At 65.2% G+C, this 22764-nt stretch carries 23 protein-coding genes; 7 read left to right on the plus strand and 16 right to left on the minus strand.

Annotated features, from left to right (window positions below):
* Position 1: 1 nt before the first annotated feature.
* From glyA to ACQ5J0_RS12985, 7 genes are all read right to left on the minus strand, one after another.
* Positions 2-1324, minus strand: coding sequence for a serine hydroxymethyltransferase (gene glyA / locus ACQ5J0_RS12955; RefSeq protein ID WP_462567923.1), 1323 nt, complete (start codon positions 1322-1324; stop codon positions 2-4).
* A complete protein-coding gene (gene rpiB, locus ACQ5J0_RS12960) occupies positions 1321-1770 on the minus strand; it encodes a ribose 5-phosphate isomerase B (RefSeq protein WP_462570121.1) in 450 nt (149 codons plus the stop codon). The genes glyA and rpiB overlap by 4 nt, the downstream gene beginning before the upstream one ends.
* Before the next feature lie 52 nt (positions 1771-1822).
* On the minus strand, positions 1823-2200 hold the full coding sequence (locus tag ACQ5J0_RS12965) for a response regulator (RefSeq protein ID WP_462567925.1): 378 nt from the start codon (positions 2198-2200) through the stop codon (positions 1823-1825).
* Complete coding sequence (locus ACQ5J0_RS12970) at positions 2197-3570, minus strand: sensor histidine kinase (RefSeq protein ID WP_462567926.1); 1374 nt, start codon at positions 3568-3570, stop codon at positions 2197-2199. Before ACQ5J0_RS12970 ends, ACQ5J0_RS12965 begins: the two co-directional genes overlap by 4 nt.
* Before the next feature lie 139 nt (positions 3571-3709).
* Complete coding sequence (rpoD, locus tag ACQ5J0_RS12975; RefSeq protein WP_462567927.1) at positions 3710-5734, minus strand: RNA polymerase sigma factor RpoD; 2025 nt, start codon at positions 5732-5734, stop codon at positions 3710-3712.
* A 10-nt stretch (positions 5735-5744) separates the two neighbouring features.
* The gene (gene dnaG, locus ACQ5J0_RS12980) at positions 5745-7634 is read right to left on the minus strand and encodes a DNA primase (protein ID WP_462567929.1); all 1890 of its coding nucleotides are present in this window, start codon (positions 7632-7634) and stop codon (positions 5745-5747) included.
* 56 nt (positions 7635-7690) lie between these two features.
* A complete protein-coding gene (locus ACQ5J0_RS12985; protein ID WP_462567930.1) occupies positions 7691-8143 on the minus strand; it encodes a GatB/YqeY domain-containing protein in 453 nt (150 codons plus the stop codon).
* 170 nt (positions 8144-8313) lie between these two features.
* On the opposite strand from ACQ5J0_RS12985, the gene carA reads away from it, so the two are divergent.
* Entirely contained in the window at positions 8314-9492 is a 1179-nt protein-coding gene (gene carA, locus ACQ5J0_RS12990) for a glutamine-hydrolyzing carbamoyl-phosphate synthase small subunit (RefSeq protein ID WP_462567931.1), read from the plus strand.
* Between the two features lie 538 nt (positions 9493-10030).
* On the opposite strand, the gene ACQ5J0_RS12995 is transcribed toward carA, so the two are convergent.
* Entirely contained in the window at positions 10031-10387 is a 357-nt protein-coding gene (locus ACQ5J0_RS12995; protein WP_462567932.1) for an endonuclease domain-containing protein, read from the minus strand.
* Between the two features lie 66 nt (positions 10388-10453).
* Here ACQ5J0_RS12995 and carB point away from each other — a divergent pair, with 66 nt between their 5' ends.
* Together carB and greA are read left to right on the plus strand one after the other, a co-directional pair.
* Positions 10454-13789, plus strand: a complete 3336-nt coding sequence (gene carB, locus ACQ5J0_RS13000) for a carbamoyl-phosphate synthase large subunit (protein ID WP_462567933.1) — start codon at positions 10454-10456, stop codon at positions 13787-13789.
* Positions 13790-13891: 102 nt separating this feature from the next.
* Positions 13892-14359, plus strand: coding sequence for a transcription elongation factor GreA (gene greA / locus ACQ5J0_RS13005; protein ID WP_462567934.1), 468 nt, complete (start codon positions 13892-13894; stop codon positions 14357-14359).
* Between the two features lie 80 nt (positions 14360-14439).
* Here greA and ACQ5J0_RS13010 read toward each other — a convergent pair whose 3' ends face one another.
* The 5 genes from ACQ5J0_RS13010 to ACQ5J0_RS13030 all read right to left on the minus strand — a co-directional run bounded on the left by ACQ5J0_RS13010 (position 14440) and on the right by ACQ5J0_RS13030 (position 16734).
* Entirely contained in the window at positions 14440-14670 is a 231-nt protein-coding gene (locus ACQ5J0_RS13010; RefSeq protein WP_462567935.1) for a DUF4170 domain-containing protein, read from the minus strand.
* A 130-nt stretch (positions 14671-14800) separates the two neighbouring features.
* Entirely contained in the window at positions 14801-15319 is a 519-nt protein-coding gene (locus ACQ5J0_RS13015; protein WP_462567936.1) for a hypothetical protein, read from the minus strand.
* 29 nt (positions 15320-15348) lie between these two features.
* Positions 15349-15702 carry a hypothetical protein gene (locus ACQ5J0_RS13020; RefSeq protein ID WP_462567937.1) on the minus strand — a complete coding sequence of 118 codons (354 nt, stop codon included), beginning with the start codon at positions 15700-15702 and terminating at the stop codon, positions 15349-15351.
* A gap of 17 nt (positions 15703-15719) precedes the next feature.
* On the minus strand, positions 15720-16154 hold the full coding sequence (locus tag ACQ5J0_RS13025; protein ID WP_462567938.1) for a phage holin family protein: 435 nt from the start codon (positions 16152-16154) through the stop codon (positions 15720-15722).
* 19 nt (positions 16155-16173) lie between these two features.
* Positions 16174-16734 (minus strand): hypothetical protein, encoded by a 561-nt coding sequence (locus ACQ5J0_RS13030; RefSeq protein ID WP_462567939.1) that lies wholly within the window; start codon positions 16732-16734, stop codon positions 16174-16176.
* On the opposite strand from ACQ5J0_RS13030, the gene ACQ5J0_RS13035 reads away from it, so the two are divergent.
* The gene (locus tag ACQ5J0_RS13035; RefSeq protein ID WP_462567940.1) at positions 16733-16954 is read left to right on the plus strand and encodes a hypothetical protein; all 222 of its coding nucleotides are present in this window, start codon (positions 16733-16735) and stop codon (positions 16952-16954) included. The two genes, ACQ5J0_RS13030 and ACQ5J0_RS13035, sit on opposite strands and share 2 nt — an antisense overlap.
* Before the next feature lie 66 nt (positions 16955-17020).
* Complete coding sequence (gene eno, locus ACQ5J0_RS13040) at positions 17021-18307, plus strand: phosphopyruvate hydratase (protein ID WP_462567941.1); 1287 nt, start codon at positions 17021-17023, stop codon at positions 18305-18307.
* Positions 18308-18337: 30 nt separating this feature from the next.
* Here eno and ACQ5J0_RS13045 read toward each other — a convergent pair whose 3' ends face one another.
* Positions 18338-18592, minus strand: coding sequence for a hypothetical protein (locus tag ACQ5J0_RS13045; RefSeq protein WP_462567942.1), 255 nt, complete (start codon positions 18590-18592; stop codon positions 18338-18340).
* A 120-nt stretch (positions 18593-18712) separates the two neighbouring features.
* Here ACQ5J0_RS13045 and ACQ5J0_RS13050 point away from each other — a divergent pair, with 120 nt between their 5' ends.
* Entirely contained in the window at positions 18713-19768 is a 1056-nt protein-coding gene (locus ACQ5J0_RS13050; protein WP_462567943.1) for a phosphotransferase family protein, read from the plus strand.
* Positions 19768-20856 carry a hypothetical protein gene (locus ACQ5J0_RS13055; protein WP_462567944.1) on the plus strand — a complete coding sequence of 363 codons (1089 nt, stop codon included), beginning with the start codon at positions 19768-19770 and terminating at the stop codon, positions 20854-20856. The genes ACQ5J0_RS13050 and ACQ5J0_RS13055 overlap by 1 nt, the downstream gene beginning before the upstream one ends.
* 170 nt (positions 20857-21026) lie before the next feature.
* On the opposite strand, the gene ribH is transcribed toward ACQ5J0_RS13055, so the two are convergent.
* Both ribH and ribB read right to left on the minus strand, forming a co-directional pair.
* Positions 21027-21449 carry a 6,7-dimethyl-8-ribityllumazine synthase gene (gene ribH, locus ACQ5J0_RS13060; RefSeq protein ID WP_462567945.1) on the minus strand — a complete coding sequence of 141 codons (423 nt, stop codon included), beginning with the start codon at positions 21447-21449 and terminating at the stop codon, positions 21027-21029.
* A 14-nt stretch (positions 21450-21463) separates the two neighbouring features.
* Positions 21464-22729, minus strand: a complete 1266-nt coding sequence (gene ribB / locus ACQ5J0_RS13065; RefSeq protein ID WP_462567946.1) for a 3,4-dihydroxy-2-butanone-4-phosphate synthase — start codon at positions 22727-22729, stop codon at positions 21464-21466.
* Positions 22730-22764 lie beyond the last annotated feature (35 nt).

The following is a 22764-nucleotide window of genomic DNA, read 5'->3' on the forward strand; positions in this document are numbered from 1 at the left end:
TTTACATCCTTGGATAGACGGGGAAAGCGCGGCACAGCTCGCTCACCCGGCTGCGCACGCTTTCCTCGATGCGTTCATCGCCCTCGGGACCGGCGCTGGCAAGCCCATCGACGACCTCGGCGATCAATTTGCCGATGGTACGGAATTCCTCGGTGCCGAAACCGCGGGTCGTTCCTGCGGGCGTTCCGAGACGTACTCCGCTGGTGACGAAGGGGCTGCGGGTGTCGAAGGGGATCCCGTTCTTGTTGCAGGTGAGCCAGGCGCGGTCGAGCCCCGTCTCGGCAGCCTTGCCGGTCACGTCCTTCGCGCTGAGATCTACCAGCATCGAATGGTTGTCGGTGCCGCCCGAGACGACGCGCAACCCGTGCTCTTCGAGGCTGGCCGCCAGCGCGCGCGCGTTGTCGACAACGCGCTGAGCGTAATCGGCGAATTCGGGGCGCAGAGCCTCGCGGAAGGCGACCGCCTTGGCCGCAACGACATGCATCAGCGGTCCGCCCTGCATGCCGGGAAAGACCGCCATGTTGATCGGCTTGGTCAGCGCCTCGGCGTTCCACAGGATCACGCCCGAACGGGGCCCGCGCAGGCTCTTATGGGTGGTGGTGGTGACGACATGCGCATGGGGGACGGGGTTGGGGTGCGCGCCGCCCGCGACCAGCCCCGAAATATGGCTCATGTCGACCAGCAGATAGGCGCCGACCTCGTCGGCGATTGCGCGGAAGCGCTGCCAGTCCCAGACGCGCGAGTAGGCGGTCCCGCCGGCGATAATAAGCTTGGGGCGATGCTCGCGCGCGGTTGCGGCGACCGCATCCATGTCGATCAGCTCGTCTTCCTGGCGTACGCCGTAGGAGACCGGGTTGAACCACTTGCCACTCATGTTGACCGGCGAGCCATGGGTGAGATGCCCACCCGAATTGAGGTCGAGCCCCATGAAGGTGTCGCCCGGCTCGAGCAGCGCGAGGAACACCGCCTGGTTCATCTGGCTGCCGCTGTTGGGCTGCACGTTGGCGAACTGGCAGCCGAACAGCTCCTTGGCGCGCTCGATCGCCAGCGTTTCGACCACGTCGGCATAATCGCAGCCGCCATAATAGCGCTTGCCCGGATAGCCCTCGGCATATTTGTTGGTGAACACGCTGCCGGTCGCCTCGAGCACCGCGCGGCTGGCGATGTTCTCGCTCGCGATCAGCTCAATCTTGTCCTGCTGGCGCGCCAGCTCGTTGCGGATCGCCTCGTGGATCTGCGGATCCGCCTCGGCGAGCGTGTCGTGCCAAAATCCGTCCATCGGCGAAGCGGCAGACTGGGCGGCGGGGGCGGGCTGAGTGCTCATGAACGGTCCTCGATCTGGGGGTCGGATAGCTTGTCGACGCGTCGCTGGTGGCGGCCGCCGCCGAATTCGGTGTCGAGGAAGGCGGACACGCAGGCCCTCGCCATGTCGCTCCCCGTAAGACGCGCCCCGAGCGCGAGGCAATTGGCGTCGTTGTGTTCGCGGGCAAGCGCGGCGGAAAGCGGCTCGGAAACGAGCGCGCAACGCACTTCGGGATGGCGATTGACCGCCATCGAAATACCGATCCCCGAGCCGCAGAGTGCGATCCCGCGCTCGGCCGTGCCATCCGCGATGACGTTCGCGAGGCAGTAGCCGAAATCGGGATAATCCACCCTGTCGGCCGTGTCCGGGCCGAGATCGGCGACCTCGTGGCCTTCTGCGATCAGCCAGTCGCGAAGTTCGGCCTTGAGATCAAGCGCGGCATGGTCGGAGGCAATGGCAATACGCATGGCGGCCTCATAGGTCAGCCTTGCGATTCTCTCCACCCCGCAAAGAGCGTTTTCAGCCAGCACTTCCACCGGCAAGCGCAAGCTGTGCCCGGGCGATTGCCGTCTTGACCTGCTCATGCGTGTAAGGCTTGGAAACCGTGGGAGTTTCGGCGAATTCCGGTGGATGCGAGGTGTCGCCATAACCGGTCGCGAAGACGAAGGGGATGTCGAGCGAGCGCAGCAGCTCCCCGATGACATAGCTCTTCTCGCCATGGACATTGACGTCGAGCACGGCGGTAGCGATCCCGCCCTTTTCGATCAGAGCTGCGGCCTCATCCAACGTAGCCGCCATGACGACCTTCGCGCCCTCCGCAGCGAGCATGTCCTCCAGCGCAAAGGCGATGATCGCTTCGTCCTCGAGCACGAGAATGGTGGTGCCGGCCTCGATCATACTTCTCCCTTGATATGACAATGCAACCCGCTGCGTTCGTACTCGATCGAAACCGCCCCGTTGCGCCCGCCCAGTCCGCTCTGGATCAACCGGCTGCCGAAGCCCTTGCTCTGCGGCGCGGCGACTGGTGGGCCGCCCGATTCCTTCCAATCCAGTTCGATAGACACCGTCTCACCCGCCGTTTCCGTTACCCACTGGATCGCGACCCTGCCATCGGGCACCGACGAGGCCCCATATTTCAGGGCATTGGTAGCCAGTTCGTGAACGATGATCGCAAGCGCGACTGCTTGCTGGGGGCGCAGCACAATTTCGGCGCCATCGAGTTCGCAGCGTTCGGCGGCGTTCCCCAGCGCTGCGGCGAGCGATCCCTGTATGAGGCTGCGCACCTCGGCGGATTCCCAATTGCACGAGGTCAGCAGATTATGCGCCGCAGACAGGGCGCCAAGCCGCGCGGCAAATGCATCGCGGCCCGACCGGTTGCTCTCGTCGAGCCCGAATGATTGCTGCGCGAGACCCTGAACGATGGCGAGCGTGTTCTTGACGCGGTGGTTGAGCTCATGAATCAGCAGGGTCTGGCGCTGGGCTGACTCCACTTCCTCGGTGACGTCGTGTCCCTGAACGAAGACCCCGGTGACCTGCCGGTCGCCATCCATGATCGGCTGATAGACGAATTCAAGATAGACCTGTTCGGGTTCGGCATCGGCCTGTATCCGAAGAAAGATCGGTTCCTGTCGTCCGAAATAGGGGTTGCCGGTGCGGAACACCTCGTCGAGGATCTCGACGAAACCCTGATCGACCACTTCGGGTAGGGCCTGCTCGATGGTCAGACCGACCAGCGGTCGATTGCCGGTTAGCCGCCGGTATGCCGCATTCGCCATCGCGAAGCGCAGCTCGGCGCCGAGCAGCACCGCGGTAAAGCCCGGCGTGTTCTCCAGCAGATTGCGCAATCTGCGGGCCTCTTCGGAAAGATTGCGATTGCGCGTCTCGACTCGTTCGGCGCGCTCGTACACCCGCATCTGCTCGCGCATCCCGCGCAGCTCATGCAGCTCGCTGATATCGACGGTGTGCTGGAGAATGTGCGTGACCCGGCCGGCCTCATCCTTGAACGGCGTGTGGGTCGCGCTCCAGTAGCGCTCCTCCATCGTGCCGTCGGCCTGCTCGATATCGTAGCGGATATGAGCGATCTCGTCGGTCTCGCCGCTTTCCAGCACCCGGTCGAAGGACGAGCGCAGCTGGCGGTAACTTTCCGAGTCCGTGGCGCTGGGAAAGGCCTCGAACATCGGCCGTCCGACGATGTCCGCACGCGTCCGCCCCGTAACCTGCAGATAGCAATCATTCATCCAGACGATCACGAGGTCGCGATCGAGCACCACATACGGATTGGGCGAGCGCTCGAACAAGGTCTCGAAATCGACACCCGGATAAGCGGTCGATTGAGGGCATGCTGGATTCAGAGGTGGTCTCCCCCCGGAGGTCTGCACCGGACTTTCTTTCGACGTGCCGAAAAGCCTACTGATCGAGGAAGCTGCGCATCTTGCGCGAACGCGACGGATGCTTGAGCTTGCGCAGCGCCTTCGCCTCGATCTGCCGGATGCGTTCGCGGGTGACCGAGAACTGCTGGCCGACCTCTTCCAGCGTGTGATCGGTGTTCATGCCGATGCCGAAGCGCATTCGCAGCACGCGTTCCTCACGGGGGGTGAGCGATGCCAGGACCCGGGTGACGGTTTCCTTGAGGTTGGCCTGGATCGCGGCATCCACCGGGATGATCGCGTTCTTGTCCTCGATGAAATCGCCGAGATGCGAATCCTCCTCGTCGCCGATCGGCGTTTCGAGGCTGATCGGCTCCTTGGCGATCTTCATCACCTTGCGGACCTTCTCGAGCGGCATCGACAGGCGCTGCGCCATCTCCTCGGGGGTCGGCTCGCGGCCCTCCTCGTGGAGGAACTGGCGGCTGGTGCGGACCAGCTTGTTGATCGTCTCGATCATGTGCACCGGGATGCGGATCGTGCGCGCCTGATCGGCAATCGAGCGCGTGATCGCCTGGCGTATCCACCAGGTGGCATAAGTGGAGAACTTGTAGCCGCGGCGGTACTCGAACTTGTCGACCGCCTTCATCAACCCGATGTTGCCTTCCTGGATGAGATCTAGGAATTGCAGCCCGCGATTGGTGTATTTCTTGGCGATCGAAATCACCAGGCGCAGATTGGCCTCGACCATTTCCTTCTTGGCGATGCGCGCCTCGCGCTCGCCCTTCTGGACCATGTTGACGATGCGGCGGAACTCGGGGAGCGCCATGCCGGTCTGGCTGGCGATATCGCTGATTTCGGTGCGGATGCGGTCGATCGCATCGGCTTCCTTGTCGGCAAAGGCGGCCCACTTCTTGTCCTTCTTGACCCGCGATGTCAGCCAGTCGTCGTCCATCTCATTGCCGATATAGGCCTCGAGGAAGTCGACCCGCTTGACCTTGTGACGCTCGGCCAGACGCAGCATCTGGCCGCCCAGCGCGGTCAGGCGGCGGTTGAAGGCGTAGAGATTGTCGACCAGGAATTCGATCTTGTTCGCATGGAACTGGACGCTCTCGACCTCGGCGGTGAGCTGTTCGCGCAGCGCCTCGTATTTCTTCTCCTTGGCGGCCGGGAAATCCTCGCCGCGGCCGAGCAGGTCGACCCGCTCGCCCTGGAGCTTCTCGAATTTCTTGAACAGGTCCTTGATGCGCGCGAAGCGTTCGATGGCGTCCGGCTTGAGCGCGGCCTCCATCTGAGCAAGGGACATGGTGTTGTCCTCTTCCTCTTCGTCGTCCTTCTTGGCCGAACCTTCTTCGCCGTCCTCGTCCTCGGAATCGCTGTCCTCGTCCTCATCCTCGTCTTCGCGGATGGTGGGACCGGCGGTTTCCTCGGAGATTTCCCCGTCGTCATCGTCCTCGGCATCCTCGGCCATCTTGTCAGCCGGGGGTTCCTTGGACAGCATGGCGTCGAGATCGAGGATCTCGCGCAGCTGCATTTCCTCGGAATTGAGCGCTTCGGACCAGTGGATGATCGCGTGGAAGGTGATCGGGCTTTCGCACAGCCCAATGATCATCATGTCGCGACCGGCCTCGATCCGCTTGGCGATGGCAATTTCGCCCTCGCGGCTGAGCAGCTCGACCGCGCCCATTTCGCGCAAATACATGCGCACCGGATCGTCGGTGCGCTCGCCCACGGCGAGCTTCTTGGTGACGTTGGTGGTCGGCGTCTTGGGCTCTTTCTTGTCGCCCGTGGTCGCGATCTCCTCGACCTCGTCGTCGCGCTCGGCCTCCGCCTCGGCTTCCGCTTCCTCGTCGTTCTCGACGATCTGGACACCCATCTCGCTCAGCGCGGTCTGGATGTCCTCGATCTGGTCGGGGCTCATCTCGGCCGAAGGAAGCCCGTCGTTGAGCTCGTCATAGGTGACGTAGCCCTTCTTCTTCGCCTTCGCGATGAGCTTCTTGATCGAGGCCTCGTTGAGGTCGATCAGAGGAGCGTCTTCTTTTTCGGCGGTCTTCGACTTGCTGGCCATAAGTGTCGCGTCAGTCCGTTGTATGGGCCGCATCCGCGGAATCCGCGGAGCGGCTGTCTGATTCCTGCCGGGCCCTGCTGGCCCGCTTGCTTGCCATTTGCCCGAGTCGCGCCTCGAATTCCAGCTTGCGCCTAAGCAGGCGCTGCTGCTCGGCGAAAGCGCCTTCGGGATCGCTTTCGAAACGCGCCGTGGCATCGGCCAGGGCGGCTTCGAGCGCGGGTCTTTCGACCAGCAACGACACGGCTTCGGCCAGCTCCTCGCGCGCATCATCCGGGTCTGTGCCTTCATCGAGGAAGGCGAAACGAGAGGTTTCCGGTGGGGCAGGCAGGCCTTGGATAGGCGATATGGGCGATCCACCGGACAAATCAAGCGCTTCCGCCGTTTCGAGCAGCAAATCGATCGCCGGACCGATATTTTGGTCACGCATCGCGAGGTCGCTGAGGCCCTCTTCGTGACGCACGATCTGGTCCGGAAAGCGCGCCAGCCCGGCGATCACCGCGCCCGCGAGCGAATCGCGGCCACCGCCCGAGATGACATGACGAAGCTTTGCAGCCGCTTCGGGGGCAAGCTTCGGGGCGGGGCGGGGCGGGCCGCCTTTTTTCCACGGTTCGCGCGGTGTCCATTCGCGCTTGGGGAAGGCGAAGGCGGAAAATCGCTCGGTCAATTCGCGGCGGTAGAGCGCGCGGATATCGGGATCCGCGATCGTCTCGGCATGATCGAGGAGGCGCTGTTTAAGCCCGGCCTTGTCCTCGGGCGAGGCGAGCGGCGTCGCCTCGCGCTCGACCTGCCACAGCATGTCGAGCAGGCTGCTCGCGCCCGCTAGGAGGTTCTCCAGCGCCTGGCGGCCCTCCTGCCGCAACAGATCGTCGGGATCGAGCCCAGAGGGGAGTTGGACGATCGCCAGCGAGTGCGAGGGGCGCAGCAATGGCAGCGCGCGTTCGATCGCGCGCATCGCGGCGCGCCGGCCTGCGGCATCGCCGTCGAAACACAGGATCGGGCGCTCGACATGGCGCCACAGCAGTTCGAGCTGCTGCTCGGTCAGCGCGGTGCCCATCGGCGCCACCGCCTCGCCGATCCCCGCCTCGGCCAGCGCGATCACGTCCATATAGCCCTCGACCACGATCATCCGCCCCGACTGGCGCGCGGCTGGCGCGGCGCGGTGGAGATTGTAGAGCGTGCGCCCCTTGTCGAACAAAGGCGTGTCGGGGCTGTTGAGATATTTGGGCGCCTTGGGATTGCTCTCCGCATCGAGGATGCGCCCGCCGAAAGCGATCACCCGTCCGCGCGCGTCCTGGATCGGGAGCATCAGCCTATCGCGGAAGCGGTCGTAGGGTTCGCGCTCCTCGACCGCGATCCGCATCCCCGCCTCGACCAGCAGTGGCTCCTCGAAGCGCGCCAGCGCACGGCCCAGCGCCTGCCGGCCTTCGGGGGCGTAGCCGAAACCGAATTCGCGCATCGTCGCCGGGGAAAATCCGCGTCTGGCGAGATAGCCGCGCGCCGCAGTGCCTTCGCTCGAGCCCAGATTGGCGACGAACCATTCCTGCGCCGCGGCGGTCACATCCTGCAGCCCCGCTCGCTCCTCGGCACGGCGAGCGGATTCCGGATCGGGGGCCGGGACCTCCATTCCCGCCTCTATCGCCAGCTCCTTGACCGCATCCATGAACGCCAAGCCACGCTGGTCGGTCATCCAGCGTATCGCATCGCCATGCGCCCCGCAGCCGAAGCAATGGTAGAAGCCTTTGGCGTCGTTGATGGTGAAGCTGGGGGTCTTTTCGTCGTGGAACGGGCAGCAAGCCTTGAACTCGCGCCCCGCCTTCTGCAGCCGAACATGGCGTCCGATCACCGTGCTGAGCGTGATCCGCGCGCGCAATTCGTCCAGCCATTGGGGAGAAAGGGCCATCGGCGCAGCCTAACGCCGTTCGAGTCTCGCGGCGCAAATAGCGGTTCTAGCGGGCATCACTGCAGGCTCTGCTTGACCATCGCGCTGGCCTTGGCGCCGTCGAGCACCGCGCCGTGGCGCGCTTTGAGCTCGGCCATGACCTTGCCCATGTCCTTCATGCCCTGCGCGCCGGTCGTCGCCTTGGCTTTCTCGACCGCCGCGCGCGTCTCCTCTTCGCTCATCATTTGCGGGAGGAATTCCTCGATCGCCGCGAGCTCGTCGCGCTCCTTGGCCGCGAGTTCCTCGCGCCCGCCATCCTCGTACATCTGGATCGATTCGCGGCGCTGCTTGGCCATCTTCTGCAGCACCTCGATCACCAGCGTGTCGTCCTCGGGCTGTTTGGCGGCGGTGCGCAGCTCGATGTCGCGATCCTTGATCTTGGCCGCGATCATCCGCAGCGTCGCGGTGCGATCCTTGGTTCTGGCCTTCATCGAGGCGGTGGTGGCGGATTTGATGGTGTCGCGGATCATGGAAACGGCCGTTCGTTAAAGTGTGGATGGATCGGGGCTGACATAGAAGGCCAGGGCGCAAAGCCAAGCCTTCCCGTCGTCGGCAAGCCTTCCTGTTGACGAAAGGCCCGCCGCGCTCTAGCCGCTGGGCCTTAGCACACATTGCCGAAACCCCTGACACCGGAGCGCCCATGGCCCGTCCCGCACCTTCGCACGCGCAACCGCAAGGGGCCACCGGAGTCGTCGTCTTCGCCGACGGAAGCTGCATCTGGGGCAAGGGCTTCGGCGCCACCGGCAGCGCGGTCGGCGAGATCTGCTTCAACACCGCGATGACCGGCTATCAGGAGGTGATGACCGATCCCTCCTACGACAGCCAGATCGTCACCTTCACTTTCCCGCATATCGGCAACACCGGCGCGAACGAGGAGGACCACGAGAGCCGCGGTCTGGGAGCTGTCGGCTGCATCGTGCGGCAGGAGGTTACCCAGCATTCCAATTTCCGCGCGCAGCACGAGTTTGCCGACTGGATGGTCGCGCATGGCAAGATCGGGCTTTCGGGCGTCGACACCCGCGCGCTCACCCGCCGCATCCGCATCCACGGCGCGCCCAATGCGGTGATCGCGCATGATCCGAAGGGCCAGTTCGACATCGCGGCGCTGCAGGCGCAGGCGGCCGAGTGGTCGGGGCTCGAAGGGCTCGACCTGGTCCCGCGCGTCACCCGCGAGGGCCACGAAGACTGGACCGGCGGGCACTGGCAGCTGGGCCATGGCTACGGCGCCGGGCAGGGCGAGCGGCCGCATGTCGTCGCGCTCGATTACGGCGCCAAGGACAACACCTTCCGCTATCTGGTCAGGGCAGGGGCGAAGGTGACCGTGGTCCCGGCGCGCAGCACGCTGGAGGACATCCTCGCGCTCAAGCCCGACGGCGTATTCCTCTCCAACGGCCCGGGCGATCCTGCGGCCACGGGCGAATACGCGGTGCCGGTGATCCGGGCGCTGCTAGAACGCGACGTGCCGCTGTTCGGCATCTGTCTGGGCCACCAGCTGCTCGGCCTCGCCGTGGGCGCGAAGACCGCCAAGATGTTTCAGGGCCACCGCGGCGCCAACCACCCGGTCCAGCGGGTCGGGGAAGGCTGGGGCGACAGCGCCGGACTGGTCGAGATCACCAGCATGAACCACGGCTTCGCGGTCGATGGCGACAGTCTGCCCGCGGGCGTCGAGCAAACGCATGTCTCGCTGTTCGACGGCACCAATTGCGGCATCGCCATCACCGGCAAGCGCGCCTTCGGGGTGCAATATCACCCCGAGGCGAGTCCGGGCCCGCAGGACAGTTTTTATCTGTTCGAGAAGTTCGTGGGGATGTTGGGGTGAGGATTCGTGATACTGCCTCTGCTCTTGGCCTGCTATGCCTGGCTGCCGGATGTTCGTCCAAACCCGAGACCCCGCAAGAGTGCGTCGACAGGTTCGCAGACCAGAGCAGAGTGATCGATTTTTTGACGAATGAGACATTCGGAGCGCAATATACATACCGGTTTGAGGACGGCGAAACAGTCGAGCCTATTTTGGAGAGCATCAGGAATGGTGCAGCTTCCGGAACCCACGAATTGCACATCGTCGACGGGGAAAGTTTCTTGGTGGTGAGGAGGCGCCTCGGGCCCGACGAGAGTGCGATTGCAGTCGGATGCGGCGAGGCGCCACTGAACACGATGCTGGTAAACGTCAAGCGCGCCTCTCTGACGACCGAGGGTGGGTCGTAAATGCCCAAACGCACCGACATCTCCTCTCTCCCGACCTGCTCCCTTCCCCTTGGGGAAGGGTTGGGGATGGGGGTTCGGCGGTGATGGCCGGGTGCGAGATTGTGGGCTTCGTACACCCATCCCCCGACCCCTTCCCTCAAGGGAAGGGGGGATCAGCTGCGCTCGTTGCGGGCGAGGGCGATTTCTTTTGCGATGGTCTGGAGCACGCCGTCGGTGTTCTCGATTATGTCGTGGTTCCAGAAGCGAATGACCCTGTAGCCGTGGGCTTCGATCACGCGGGTTCGCGCTTCGTCGGTAAGGCTGCCGGAATGCTGGCCACCGTCGCATTCGATCGTGAGGCGCAAGGATCGGCAGGCGAAGTCGACCACGAAATCGCCGATCGGAAACTGGCGGGTGAACTTGGTGCCGCTCAATTGGCTCGCGCGCAGGTGCGACCACAAGCGGCGCTCCGCATCGGTCATATTGTTGCGCAGCTTGCGCGATACGCCGGTCAGTTTCTTGTCCGCCATCGCCGCACACCCATCCCCAACCCCTTCCCTCGAGGGAAGGGGCTATTCGTAGCGAAAGCCGCCTGAATGCCCAAACGTACCGACATCTCCTCGATTCTCGTCATCGGCGCCGGGCCGATCATCATCGGTCAGGCCTGCGAGTTCGACTATTCGGGCACGCAGGCGATCAAGGCGCTGCGCGAGGAGGGCTACCGGGTCGTCCTGGTCAATTCCAACCCGGCCACGATCATGACCGACCCGGACATGGCGGACGCGACCTATATCGAGCCGATTACGCCCGAGATCGTCGCCAAGATCATCGCCAAGGAGCGGCCCGATGCGGTGCTGCCGACGATGGGCGGGCAGACCGCGCTCAACTGCGCGCTGGCGCTCGATGCCGATGGCACGCTTGAGAAATACGGCGTCGAGATGATCGGCGCCAAGGCCGATGCCATCGACAAGGCCGAGAACCGCAACCGGTTCCGCGAGGCGATGGATGCGATCGGGCTCGAAAGTGCGCGCAGCGGGATCGCCACCTCGGTCGATGAGGCGCATGCGGTGCTCGAGCGCACCGGGCTGCCTTCTATCATCCGCCCCAGCTTCACGCTGGGCGGCACGGGCGGCGGCATCGCCTACAACAAGGCCGAGTTCGAGCGGATAGTCCGCGAAGGGCTCGAGGCATCTCCCACCAACGAGGTCCTGATCGAGGAATCGCTGCTCGGCTGGAAAGAGTTCGAGATGGAGGTGGTGCGCGACGCCAAGGACAATTGCATCATCGTCTGCGCGATCGAGAACGTCGATCCGATGGGGGTCCACACCGGCGATTCGATCACCGTCGCTCCGGCGCTGACGCTGACCGACAAGGAATACCAGATCATGCGCTCGGCCAGCATCGCGGTGCTGCGCGAGATCGGGGTCGAGACCGGCGGGAGCAACGTTCAGTTCGCGGTCAATCCCGAGGACGGGCGGCTAATCGTGATCGAGATGAACCCGCGTGTCTCGCGCTCCTCCGCGCTGGCGTCCAAGGCAACGGGTTTCCCGATCGCGCGGATCGCCGCCAAGCTGGCGGTGGGCTACACGCTCGACGAGCTGACCAACGAGATCACCGGCGCGACCCCGGCGAGCTTCGAGCCGACGATCGACTATGTCGTCACCAAGATCCCGCGCTTCGCCTTCGAGAAGTTCAAGGGCGCCAAGCCCGAGCTTTCGACCGCGATGAAATCAGTGGGCGAGGTCATGGCGATCGGGCGCTGTTTCGCCGAGAGCATGCAGAAGGCGCTGCGCGGGCTCGAAACTGGGCTCGACGGTTTCAACCGCGTGCCCGAGCTCGAGGGTGTATCGAAGGACAAGATCACTGCGGCGCTGTCGCAGCGCACGCCCGAGCGCATCCTGCGGATCGCGCAGGCCTTCCGCGAGGATCTGACGGTCGAGGAAATCCAGACGATTACCGGGTTCGACCCGTGGTTCCTGCGCCAGATCGAAGCGATCGTCTATGAAGAGCGCATGCTCGCGCACAATGGCCTGCCGCGCGATGCCGTCGAAATGCGGCGGCTCAAGGCGATGGGCTTTTCCGACAAGCGCCTTGCCACGCTGGCGGTGCGTTCGGTGGGCGTCGCGGGCGGGCTGGGCGAGACTCAGGCGCGCCGTTCGGGCCTGCTCCATGATGCGCTGCGCGCCATGGCCGGCGCCACCAGCGAGCGCGAGGTCCGCGATCTGCGCCGCAAGCTCGGGGTCGAACCCGTGTTCAAGCGGATCGACAGCTGCGCCGCTGAATTCGAGGCGGTGACGCCCTATATGTATTCGACCTACGAGACGCCGAGCTTCGGAGTGGCCGAGGACGAGGCGCAGCCTTCGGACCGCCGCAAGATCGTCATCCTCGGTGGCGGACCCAACCGCATCGGGCAGGGAATCGAGTTCGACTATTGCTGCGTCCACGCCTGCTTCGCGCTGGCCGAGGCGGGCTACGAGACCATCATGGTCAATTGCAATCCCGAGACCGTCTCGACCGATTACGACACCTCCGACCGACTCTATTTCGAGCCGCTGACCGAGGAGGACGTGCTCGAGATCCTGCGCGTCGAACAACAGGCGGGCGAGCTGGTCGGGGTGATCGTCCAGCTTGGCGGCCAGACCCCGCTCAAGCTCGCCGCCGCGCTCGAGCGCGAGGGCATCCCGATCCTCGGCACCAGCCCCGACGCCATCGACCTTGCGGAAGATCGCGAGCGCTTCGCCAGGCTGGTCAACAAGCTCAAGCTCAAGCAGCCTGACAACGGCATCGCCAAGAGCCGCGACGAGGCGGCGGCGGTGGCGCGGACCATCGGCTATCCCGTGCTGCTGCGCCCCAGCTACGTCCTCGGGGGCAGGGCGATGGAGATCGTCGATTCCGAAGCCCAGCTCGACGATTACATCGCCACTGCAGTCAACGTCTCGGGCGACAGCCCGGTGCTGGTCGACCAGTATCTGCGCGACGCCATCGAATGCGATGTCGATGTCATTTCCGACGGGGTCGAGGTCCGCATCGCCGGGGTGATGCAGCATATCGAGGAAGCGGGCGTGCACTCGGGCGACAGCGCCTGCACGCTGCCGCCCTACAGCCTGCCCGACGAGATCATCGCCGAAATGGAACGCCAGGCGCGGCAACTGGCGCTCGCGCTCGACGTCCGCGGCTTGATGAACGTCCAGTTCGCGGTGCAGGACGGACCCGACGGCCAGGAAGTGTTCCTGATCGAGGTGAACCCGCGTGCAAGCCGCACCGTACCCTTCGTCGCCAAGGCGATCGGCCGGCCGGTGGCCAAGATCGCGGCGCGGGTGATGGCGGGCGAACCGCTGTCCAATTTCGAGCCCTTCGACATTCGCCCTAAGCATATGAGCGTCAAGGAAGCGGTGTTCCCCTTCGCGCGCTTCCCGGGTTCGGACCCGGCGCTTTCGCCCGAGATGAAGAGCACCGGCGAGGTGATGGGGATCGATGCCGATTTCCCCGCCGCCTTCCTCAAGTCGCAAATGGGGGCGGGGATGGTCCTGCCGCGCGCCGGCACGCTGTTCGTCTCGGTCAAGCAGAGCGATAAGGCGGTGATCGTGCCCGCGGTCCGGACGCTGATCGACATGGGCTTCAAGGTGATAGCGACCGACGGGACGCAGGCCTACCTCGCTGAGCAGGGTCTGGCGGTGACGCGGGTCAACAAGGTGGCCGAAGGGCGCCCGCATGTGGTCGACGCGATCATCGACGGCGAGGTCGATCTGATCTTCAACACCACCGAGGGCTGGCAGTCGCTGCTCGACTCGCAATCGATCCGCGCCTCGGCGCTGGATCGCAAGGTTCCCTCCTACACCACCGCCGCCGCATCACTCGCCGCCGCGCGCGCGATCGCGGAAGTTCGCCCCGACGAGCTTGAAGTGCGCTCCTTGCAAGACTATTATAGCTAGCTGACAATTATCCTTCCGGACATTCCACGCTGATCGAACCGCTCCCAAGAGCGGCGCAGCCGCGAATTGCCGGAATCGACAACAGGAAGGACACTGGTCCGAATGGATAAGGTACCGATGCTCGCCGAGGGTTATGAGAAGCTCATGACCGATCTCAGGGCTCTTCGTGAGGAGCGTCCGCGCGTCGTCGATGCGATCGAGGAAGCGCGCGCTCATGGCGATCTGTCCGAGAATGCGGAATACCATGCCGCGAAGGAACGCCAGGGCCAGATCGAGATGAACATCGCGGATATCGAGGACAAGGTGACCCGCGCGCAGATCATCGATCCGACCACGCTGTCGGGCGACCATATCCAGTTCGGCGCCACCGTGACGCTACTCGACGAGAACGACAAACCGGTCAAATATCAGATCGTCGGCGTGGTCGAGGCCGATGCGAACAACGGGCGGATCTCGTACAATTCGCCCATCGGCCGCGCCTTGATAGGCAAGCGGCTCGAGGACGAAGTCGAAGTGACCGTTCCCTCGGGCGACAAGTTCTACCTCGTCGACAAGATCGAGTACATCTAGCCAGGTGGCCTGCCGGGGAGCACCCGGCAGCATTTGTTCGGAGCGCCGGGTCCCGCTTTATGCGGGCCCCGGCGTTGTCGTTACAAGCTCGGGTCCAGCAGCTTGTGCAGGTGGACGACCACATACTTCATTTCGGCATCGTCGACGGTGCGCTGCGCATTGGCGCGCCACATCTCTTCCGCTGTCTCGTAGTCGGAATAAACGCCGACGACGTGGACCGACTCCGGGTCCTTGAACTCCATGGTCCGGGGATCGGAAACGCGGCCGCCCATCACGAGATAGAGCGTCTGCTTGGCGGTGGTTTCTTCCATGGCGGTCGGGCCTTCGTCTGGATGTCCTGGGGGAGGGGGTGCCGCGCCCCATAAAGCAAGCGGCGCGACAGGCAAGCCCGTCGCGCCGCTCGAATTCCTGCGTCCGGATCGTCCGGCTCGCGCGTGACGATCAGTGGTTCAGACGCGAACGCAGGTCGCGCATGGTGCGCGAAGCCTTGCGCCCTGCGCGGCGCTTGGTGCCGCGCAGCGCGTCACCGGCGACATCCGCGCGGTAGGCCGCGTCGCGGCGGAAGCTGCGCGCCGCGGAACTCAGCGTTTCGCTGAGATCCTGGAGGCCGTCAGACCCCGACCGCGCCGCCGCCGAGGTAGCGGTTCCTGCGCGATCGAAGGCATCGAGCCCGTAATTCATGGCGGTATCCGCCGCCATCGCCGCAAGCATACCGGTGCGGCGGGTCAGGCGCCGACCCGGGCGGGTCATCGCGCCGATTGCGAGGCCAAGCCCGATTGCTCCGGCGACGGTTGCCAGCGGGTGGCGCTTGGCGAACTCGGTCACCGTGTCGGCTGCATCCTTTGCGATGTCGCCAACGCTGCGGTCCTCGTTGCGCTGCTCGGCAGCGCCGATCTTCTCGCGCAGCCGCGCGCGCTTGTCTTCATCGGTCAGGATCTTGGTGCCGGTCTCTTCACTCATGGTAATCTCCGAAATATGATGTCTGGGTGTCAACGATGCCAGCGGCTACCCTGTTCCGCGTCGTCGTGGTATTGATCGCGGTGGTAGCGATCGTCGTAATCCCCGTCCTCGTCGTCGCGCTCGTCCGCATCCTCGCCGAACAGCGCCTGGAGGACCGGATGCCGCGCGAACCACAGCACCAGCGCCGCGACGATCGCGGCCAGAGCGCCCTTGTTGTCCGCAGCGACCTCGACCGCTTCTTCGTATACGTCGGTTGCGCCCTCGGCGATGCGATCGGCCGCTCGCGCGCCGAGCCCGCGCTCGGCGAGATCGGCGCGCAGATGCGCGATGTCGGCCTCGACAAGCGCCTTGGCCGAATTGCGCAGGTGAAGGTCTTCGATCATTCTAAGGCGGGCATGGGTCATTTGCCGTCCTCCGCAAAGGCAGAACGGATTTCGAGCATCTTCGCGCGCAGCTTACGTGCTAGCACAAGACCGAGAACGCCCAGTGCGAGCGTGACGATCGCGGTCGCGATCCACGGACCCACCAGCGTCATCAGCGAGATCAGGAGACCCACTGTCAGCGCAATCGCTGCGAGGTGGAACAGGCCGAGTGCGCCCGCGCCATAGGCGAGGGCGAATTTCGTCTGCTCGCCGACATAGCCGGCGCGGCTCTTCTGATAGGCGACCTCGGCCTGGGCATAGGTCTTGCCGTCCTCGAACAGCGCCGCCAGATCGTCGAGCAGGGAGGGAGGGGGAGGGCTCGCCTCCCCCTCGCCGTCCTGATATGGATCGGGCAGATCGGTCGCGCCGATATGCGGTTGCTTCGTTGCGATGTCGCTATCCAATCCGGTCATGCTTCGATCCCGTGCGCGTTCAGCGACGCGAGCCGCCGAAGATGCGCGAGAGCATATAGCCGGCGACGGCGGCCATGCCGATTGCGAGACCGGGGCTCTTGCGAACGAATTCGCGGCCGTCCTCGGTCAGTTCGTCGATCGACTTCTGGTCGAGCTTGGCCGCCGTATCGTCGAGCGAGCGCGAGGCGGTGCGGGCGTAGTCGCCATATTGTGCCCCGAGTTTCTCGTCGACCACGTGGGCGTTCTCGGCAACCATCTTGCTCAGCGAAGCGATGCCTCCGCTCAGCTTGGTCTTGCCTTCATTGGCCAGCTCGCGCCCTTTGGTCTTGGCTTCGGCGCCATAGCCCTTGGCGTCGCCAGCCAGGGCCTCGCCCTTGCCGCGGGCCTGGCTGCGATACGCATTCGCACGCTCGCCAGCTTCGGCCCGCAGCGCGGCAGCACCGGCCTTGGCTTCCTGGACCGCAGCATTGAAGCGCGTCTTGGCCTCGGCGCGATGCTCGTTGCTCGCGCCCGTCTCGGCAGTGCCCGCGGCGACGGGATTGGCGGTGGCCGTATTGGGTGAGGTTGCGGTGTTGGTCATGGGTGCTGTCTCCTTGGCTACGCCGGTCTTCGCCACAGTCTTGCGCGGCTTTGCGGCGGTGGTTTGCTTGGCGGCGGTTTTCGTCGACGCCTTCTCGTTATTGCTGCTGGGCGTTTGTGCCATCGGTCATCCCCTCGATTCAAAGTTCTTGTCCGGGCAGCTCGAACGGCCCGGCCTCGATATTGCAACGCAACTTGCGGAGCTTGGTTCCGCGGCATAGAGCGACCCGAACTCCCCATCTGGGGGTGTATTAGCGATTTACAACACTTCGACGGAGTCCGCCACAATGACCCTGATCATCGACCTGCACGCTCGCGAAATCCTCGACAGTCGCGGCAACCCCACGGTGGAGGTCGACGTGCTGCTCGACGATGGCAGTTTCGGACGCGCGGCTGTGCCCTCGGGCGCCTCGACCGGCGCGCATGAAGCGGCAGAATTGCGCGACGGCGACCCGAGCCGTTACCATGGCAAGGGCGTGCAAAACGCGGTCGAGGCGGCCAACACCGAGATCGCCGACGCCATCCTCGGGATGGATGCCGAGGACCAGCGCGACATCGACATGGTGATGATCGAACTCGACGGGACGCAGAACAAGAGCCGGCTCGGTGCCAACGCCATCCTCGGCACCAGCCTCGCGGTCGCCAAAGCGGCCTCCGATGCGCGCGGCCTGCCGCTCTATTCCTATGTCGGCGGCGTCTCGGCGCACGTCCTGCCAGTGCCGATGATGAACATCATCAACGGCGGCGAACACGCCGACAACCCGATCGACATCCAGGAATTCATGGTCATGCCGGTGGGCGCCGACAGCCTCGCCGAGGGCGTACGCTGGGGGGCGGAGATCTTCCACACGCTCAAGAAGGGGCTGGCGCAGAAGGGCCTCTCGACCTCGGTCGGCGACGAGGGCGGCTTCGCGCCGAACCTCGCCAGCACCCGCGCCGCGCTCGATTTCATCATGGAATCCGTCGAACAGGCCGGGTTCAAGGCCGGCGACGAGGTGCTGCTGGCACTCGATTGCGCCGCGACCGAATACTTCGCCGATGGTCGCTACGATCTGGCGGGCGAGAAAATCTCGCTTACCCCCGCTGAAATGGCCGACTACCTCGCGAAACTGTGCGAGGATTACCCGATTGCCTCGATCGAGGACGGGATGAGCGAGGACGATTTCGAAGGCTGGAAACTGCTGACACAGAAGATCGGCGGCAGGGTCCAGCTGGTCGGCGACGACCTGTTCGTGACCAACCCCGAGCGGCTCAGGATGGGTATCGAGCAGGGCCTGGCCAATTCGCTGCTGGTCAAGGTCAACCAGATCGGCACGCTGTCGGAGACGCTCGATGCAGTCGATATCGCAACGCGCGCGGGCTATACCTCGGTGATGAGCCACCGCTCGGGCGAGACCGAGGACGCGACCATCGCCGATCTCGCGGTTGCGACCAATTGCGGGCAGATCAAAACCGGCAGCCTTGCCCGCTCGGACCGGCTGGCGAAATACAACCAGCTGATCCGGATCGAGGAGGAACTCGGCCATAGCGCACGCTATGCGGGCCGTGCCTGTTTCGGGAAGCGCGCGCGCTGATCGACCGCCGCTTCGATCCTGGGATTGGATCTATGCCTCGGCCGCCCGGTTCTTGGGGTGGAACCAGTATTGCCACACGCCCCAGGCGTTGATCAGCAGCAGCACGCCGTTCATCGCGGCGAGCGGGATCGCGCCGGTGCTGAGCCCGATGTAGATCCACATGACGGAAACGACGCAGAACAGCACGAATCCCCATGCGGTGGCGCGGCGGCCGAGATCGAAGGCGATCATCGAGGCTGCGAGCACCGCACCGATCGATGCGGCCCAGTCGATTGGTCCGTTCATTGCCTGCTTCCCCTCTCGCATGCCGACGTGGCTGATTGTCAGGACGCATCGGCCCGACTAGCGTTCCCCCTATAGCAAAGGACAAGTCCAAAAGGACTGCCTGACAGGGAGGAGAGAAGCTTGGCAGGATTTCCCACGCATCCCGATGCAGTCACACCCCGATGGCTGGGCGATGTGCTCGGCCGGCCAGTGGCAGCGGTCGAATGGAACGCGATCGGGACCGGGCAGGTCGGCGACAGCGTCCGATTCACGGTAGCTTTCGGCGATTCCGGCGAGACCGGAACGCTCGCGGCGAAATTCCCTGCGGCGGATGCGACGAGCCGCGGGACCGCGGCGATGTTCGGGCTCTACCGCAAGGAGGTCGAATTCTACCGCCGGGCGGCGCCGCACCTCGCGGTCCGGGTGCCGCGGGTGCATTTCGTCGATGTCTCGGAGGAGGGCGCCGATTTCCTGCTGCTGTTCGAGGACCTGGGCCCCGCGCGGCAGGGCGACCAAGTCGCCAGCTGCGGGCTCGAGGATGCGAAGGCCGCGACCCGTCAGGCGGCCGCGATCCACGCGCCGAGCTGGGGCAAGGCGGAACTGCTCGGGGCCGACTGGCTGCAACCGCCCCCCGGGCAGGCCGAGCGAGTCGCGCAGATGTATCCCCAGGCGCAGGCGATCTTCCGCGAGCGCTACCGCGACAATCTGGACCCGGCGATGATGGCGCTGTGCGACGAGCTCGCGGCGCAGAGCGAGCGCTATTTCACCCGCCGCGATCCGCCGCAATGCCTGATCCACGGCGATTTCCGGCTCGACAACATGCTGTTCGACGTCCGCGGAGGGCAGGAGCCGATCGCGGTGCTCGACTGGCAGACCACTGCAACCGGCCGGGGCATGACCGATGTCGCCTATCTGCTCGGCTGCGGGCTGGGAGAAGCCATGTGGCGCGCGCATGAGGACGAGCTGCTCGATCTCTACCTGCTGGAAATGGCGGCGCGCGGGGTCGCGCTCACCCGCACCGACATCCAGCGCGACTATCGCCTCGGCGCGCTCCATGGGGTCTCGACCGCGGTGTTCAGCGCCGCCTTCGTCGAGCGGACGGTGCGCGGCGACGCCAATTTCCTCTCGATGGCACGCGGGGCCTGTTCGCTGGCGCTGGAGCATGACAGTATCGCCGCCTTGATGGGAGACGAGTGATGGTTTTGTCGAGGGGCGACGATTTTCCGATCCACCAGACACCCGAGCCGGTGGCCTTCGCGGGCACCGACCGCAATTTCTACGACCGCTATTTCTTCAACGGTTATGCCCCCGACGGCAGCGGCTTCTTCGCCGCCGCGCTGGGGATCTATCCGCATCTCGATGTGATCGACGCGCATTTCAACGTCGTCCGCGACGGGGTGCAGTACTGCGTCCACGCAAGCCGCGAGCTGGGAATGGAGCGGATGGATCTCTCGGTCGGCCCGTTCGAGGTCGAGGTGATCGAACCGCTCAAACGGCTGAAAGTGCGGCTCGAGCCCTTCGAGGGCCTGGCCGCCGAGGTCGAGTTCACCGGGCGCTCCTTCCCGATCGAGGAGCCCCGCTTCATCCACCGCATCGGTCCGCGCGCCTTCATGGATTACACGCGGATGACGCAGAACGGCCATTACGAGGGCTGGATCGAGGTCGATGGCGACCGCCGCGCGCTGGCGCCGGGTACCAGCGGCACGCGCGACCGCAGCTGGGGCGTCCGCCCGGTCGGCGCGCGCGATCCGCAGCCGATCCCCGGCCACCCGCAGCTCGGCTTCTTCTGGCAATGGACTCCGATCAACTTCCCCGACGGCAGCCTGTTCTTCCACGTCAATGCCGACAGCCATGGCAACGCCTGGAACACCCGCGCGGTCTGGGCGCCCGACGGCGCCGATGCCGCCGGGCTCAACGAAGGTGCAGGGGGGATGCGTGCGCGGCTCGAGAGCGGGACCCGCTGGCCCAGCGGCGGGACACTGTCGCTGGCGGTCAAGGGCGCGCCCGAACAGCTCCGGCTCGAGCCGCTCGGCCGGTTCCAGATGCGCGGGCTGGGCTACACCCATCCCGAATGGGGTCACGGCATCCACCACGGCGCGCTCCGTGTCGAGCGCGAGGATATCGACCTCGCCAGCCTCGATCCGCTCGCGCCGGAGAATTTGCATGTCCAGATGCCGGTCGCGGTGACCGGCGCCGATCTCGACGGCATCGGGGTGTTCGAGCAGCTGGCGATCGGTCCGTTCTCGCCGCTTGGGCTCGAGCAAATGCTCGACGGCGCGCCCTAGAGCCCGATCTCAAGATTGTCCCACTCTGCTCCTCCCCCTTGAGGGGGAGGCCGGGTGGGGGTGTACCACGCCGATGGGGCAGACGCGCGCCTGCGGCGCGCTCCCCCACCCCCACCCCCGACCCCTCCCCGCGGGGAGGGGAGAGAGACTCCGTTTTACACCATCCCGATCTAGCCGCCGAAGCGTTCCGCCAGTTCCAGAAGGGCCATCGCCGCCCTGGCCGCCTCGCCGCCCTTGTCCTTCTGCGCGGGGTCGGCGCGGACGCGCGCCTGATCGTCGTTCTCGACCGTGAGGATGCCGTTGCCGATCGCGATCCCGTCCATGGTCAGCGCCATGATCCCGCGCGCGCTTTCGCCCGCGACGATCTCGAAATGATAGGTCTCGCCGCGGATCACCACGCCCAGCGCGACGAAGCCGTCGAACTGCGCGTCCTCCGCCGCCAGCGAGATCGCGCCGGGAATTTCGAGCGCGCCGGGGACGGTCAGCACCTTGACGCTATGTCCGGCGCCTTCGAGCGCCGCCTTGGCGCCGGCAATGAGCAGGTCGTTGTATTCGTCGTAGAAGCGCGCTTCGACGATGAGGAATTTGGCCATGATGTTGGTTCCTGTCAGGCGGGGATGGCTTGCTGGCCGGTGACGCTGAGGCCGTAGCCCTCGAGCCCGACCACGGTCTTCTCGTGGTCGCTGAGCAGGATCATGTCGCTGACCCCGCGATCGACCAGGATCTGCGCGCCGATGCCGTAATCGCGCAATTCGCCGCCGGCATGCGGCGCGCGCGCGATCTCGGCCTGCAATTGCTCGGGGCGCTCGGGCATGATGCAGACGATCACCCCGCTGCCATGCTCGCCGATCGCCGCCATCGAGCGCTGCAACGTGCGCTTGCGCGGACCCGACTGGCCCAGGATATCGTCGAAGATCGAGATCGAATGCATCCGCACCAGCGTCGGCTGCTCGGGATCGACATGGCCCTTCTGGAGCACGACATGCGTCGCCCCGCCGACCTTGCTGCGATAGGTCATCGCGCGCCAGTCGCCGCCGTAATCCGAAGTCAGCGCGCTCTCGCTGACCTGCTCGACCAGATGGTCGTTTCGCATCCTGTATTCGATCAGATCGCGGATCGTGCCGATCTTTAGCCCGTGCTTGCGCGCGAACACCACCAGATCGTCCAGCCGGGCCATGGTCCCGTCCTCGTTCATGATCTCGCAGATCACCCCCGAGGGGTTGAGCCCGGCAAGCCGCGAGATATCGACCGCCGCCTCGGTGTGCCCGGCGCGGACCAGCACCCCGCCGTCGCGCGCCGTCAGCGGGAAGACGTGGCCGGGGGTGACGATATCCTCGGGCCCCTTGGTCGAATCGATCGCCACCGAGACGGTGCGCGCGCGGTCTGCGGCGGAAATCCCGGTGGTCACGCCCTCGCGCGCCTCGATCGAGATGGTGAAGGCGGTCTGCATGCTCTCGCGATTGTTGGCCGTCATCGGCTCAAGCCCGAGCGCGTCGACGCGCCGGCGGTCGAGCGAGAGGCAGATCAGCCCGCGGCCGTGCGTGGCCATGAAGTTGATCGCCTCGGGGGTCGCCATCTGCGCGGGCACGATCAGATCGCCCTCGTTCTCGCGGTCCTCGTCGTCGACCAGAATATACATCCGCCCGTTGCGGGCCTCGTCGATGATCTCCTCGATCCCGACCAGCACCGGGGTCTCGTCATTGGCATCGAGAAAACCATCGAGCTTGCGCAGCGTGTCGCTGGTCGGGTTCCAGCTCTCCAGCGCACAGTCGCGCAGCGTGTTGGCGTGCAGCCCCGCGGCGCGGGCGAGCCCGGCGCGGGTCATGGTTCCGCCCGCGATCAAGGCGCGGACTCGTTCTACGGTGGTGGTCATGGCAAGCGAGCTATCACATCGTAATGTGGCTAAGC

Source organism: Qipengyuania sp. SM2512 (assembly GCF_054954005.1).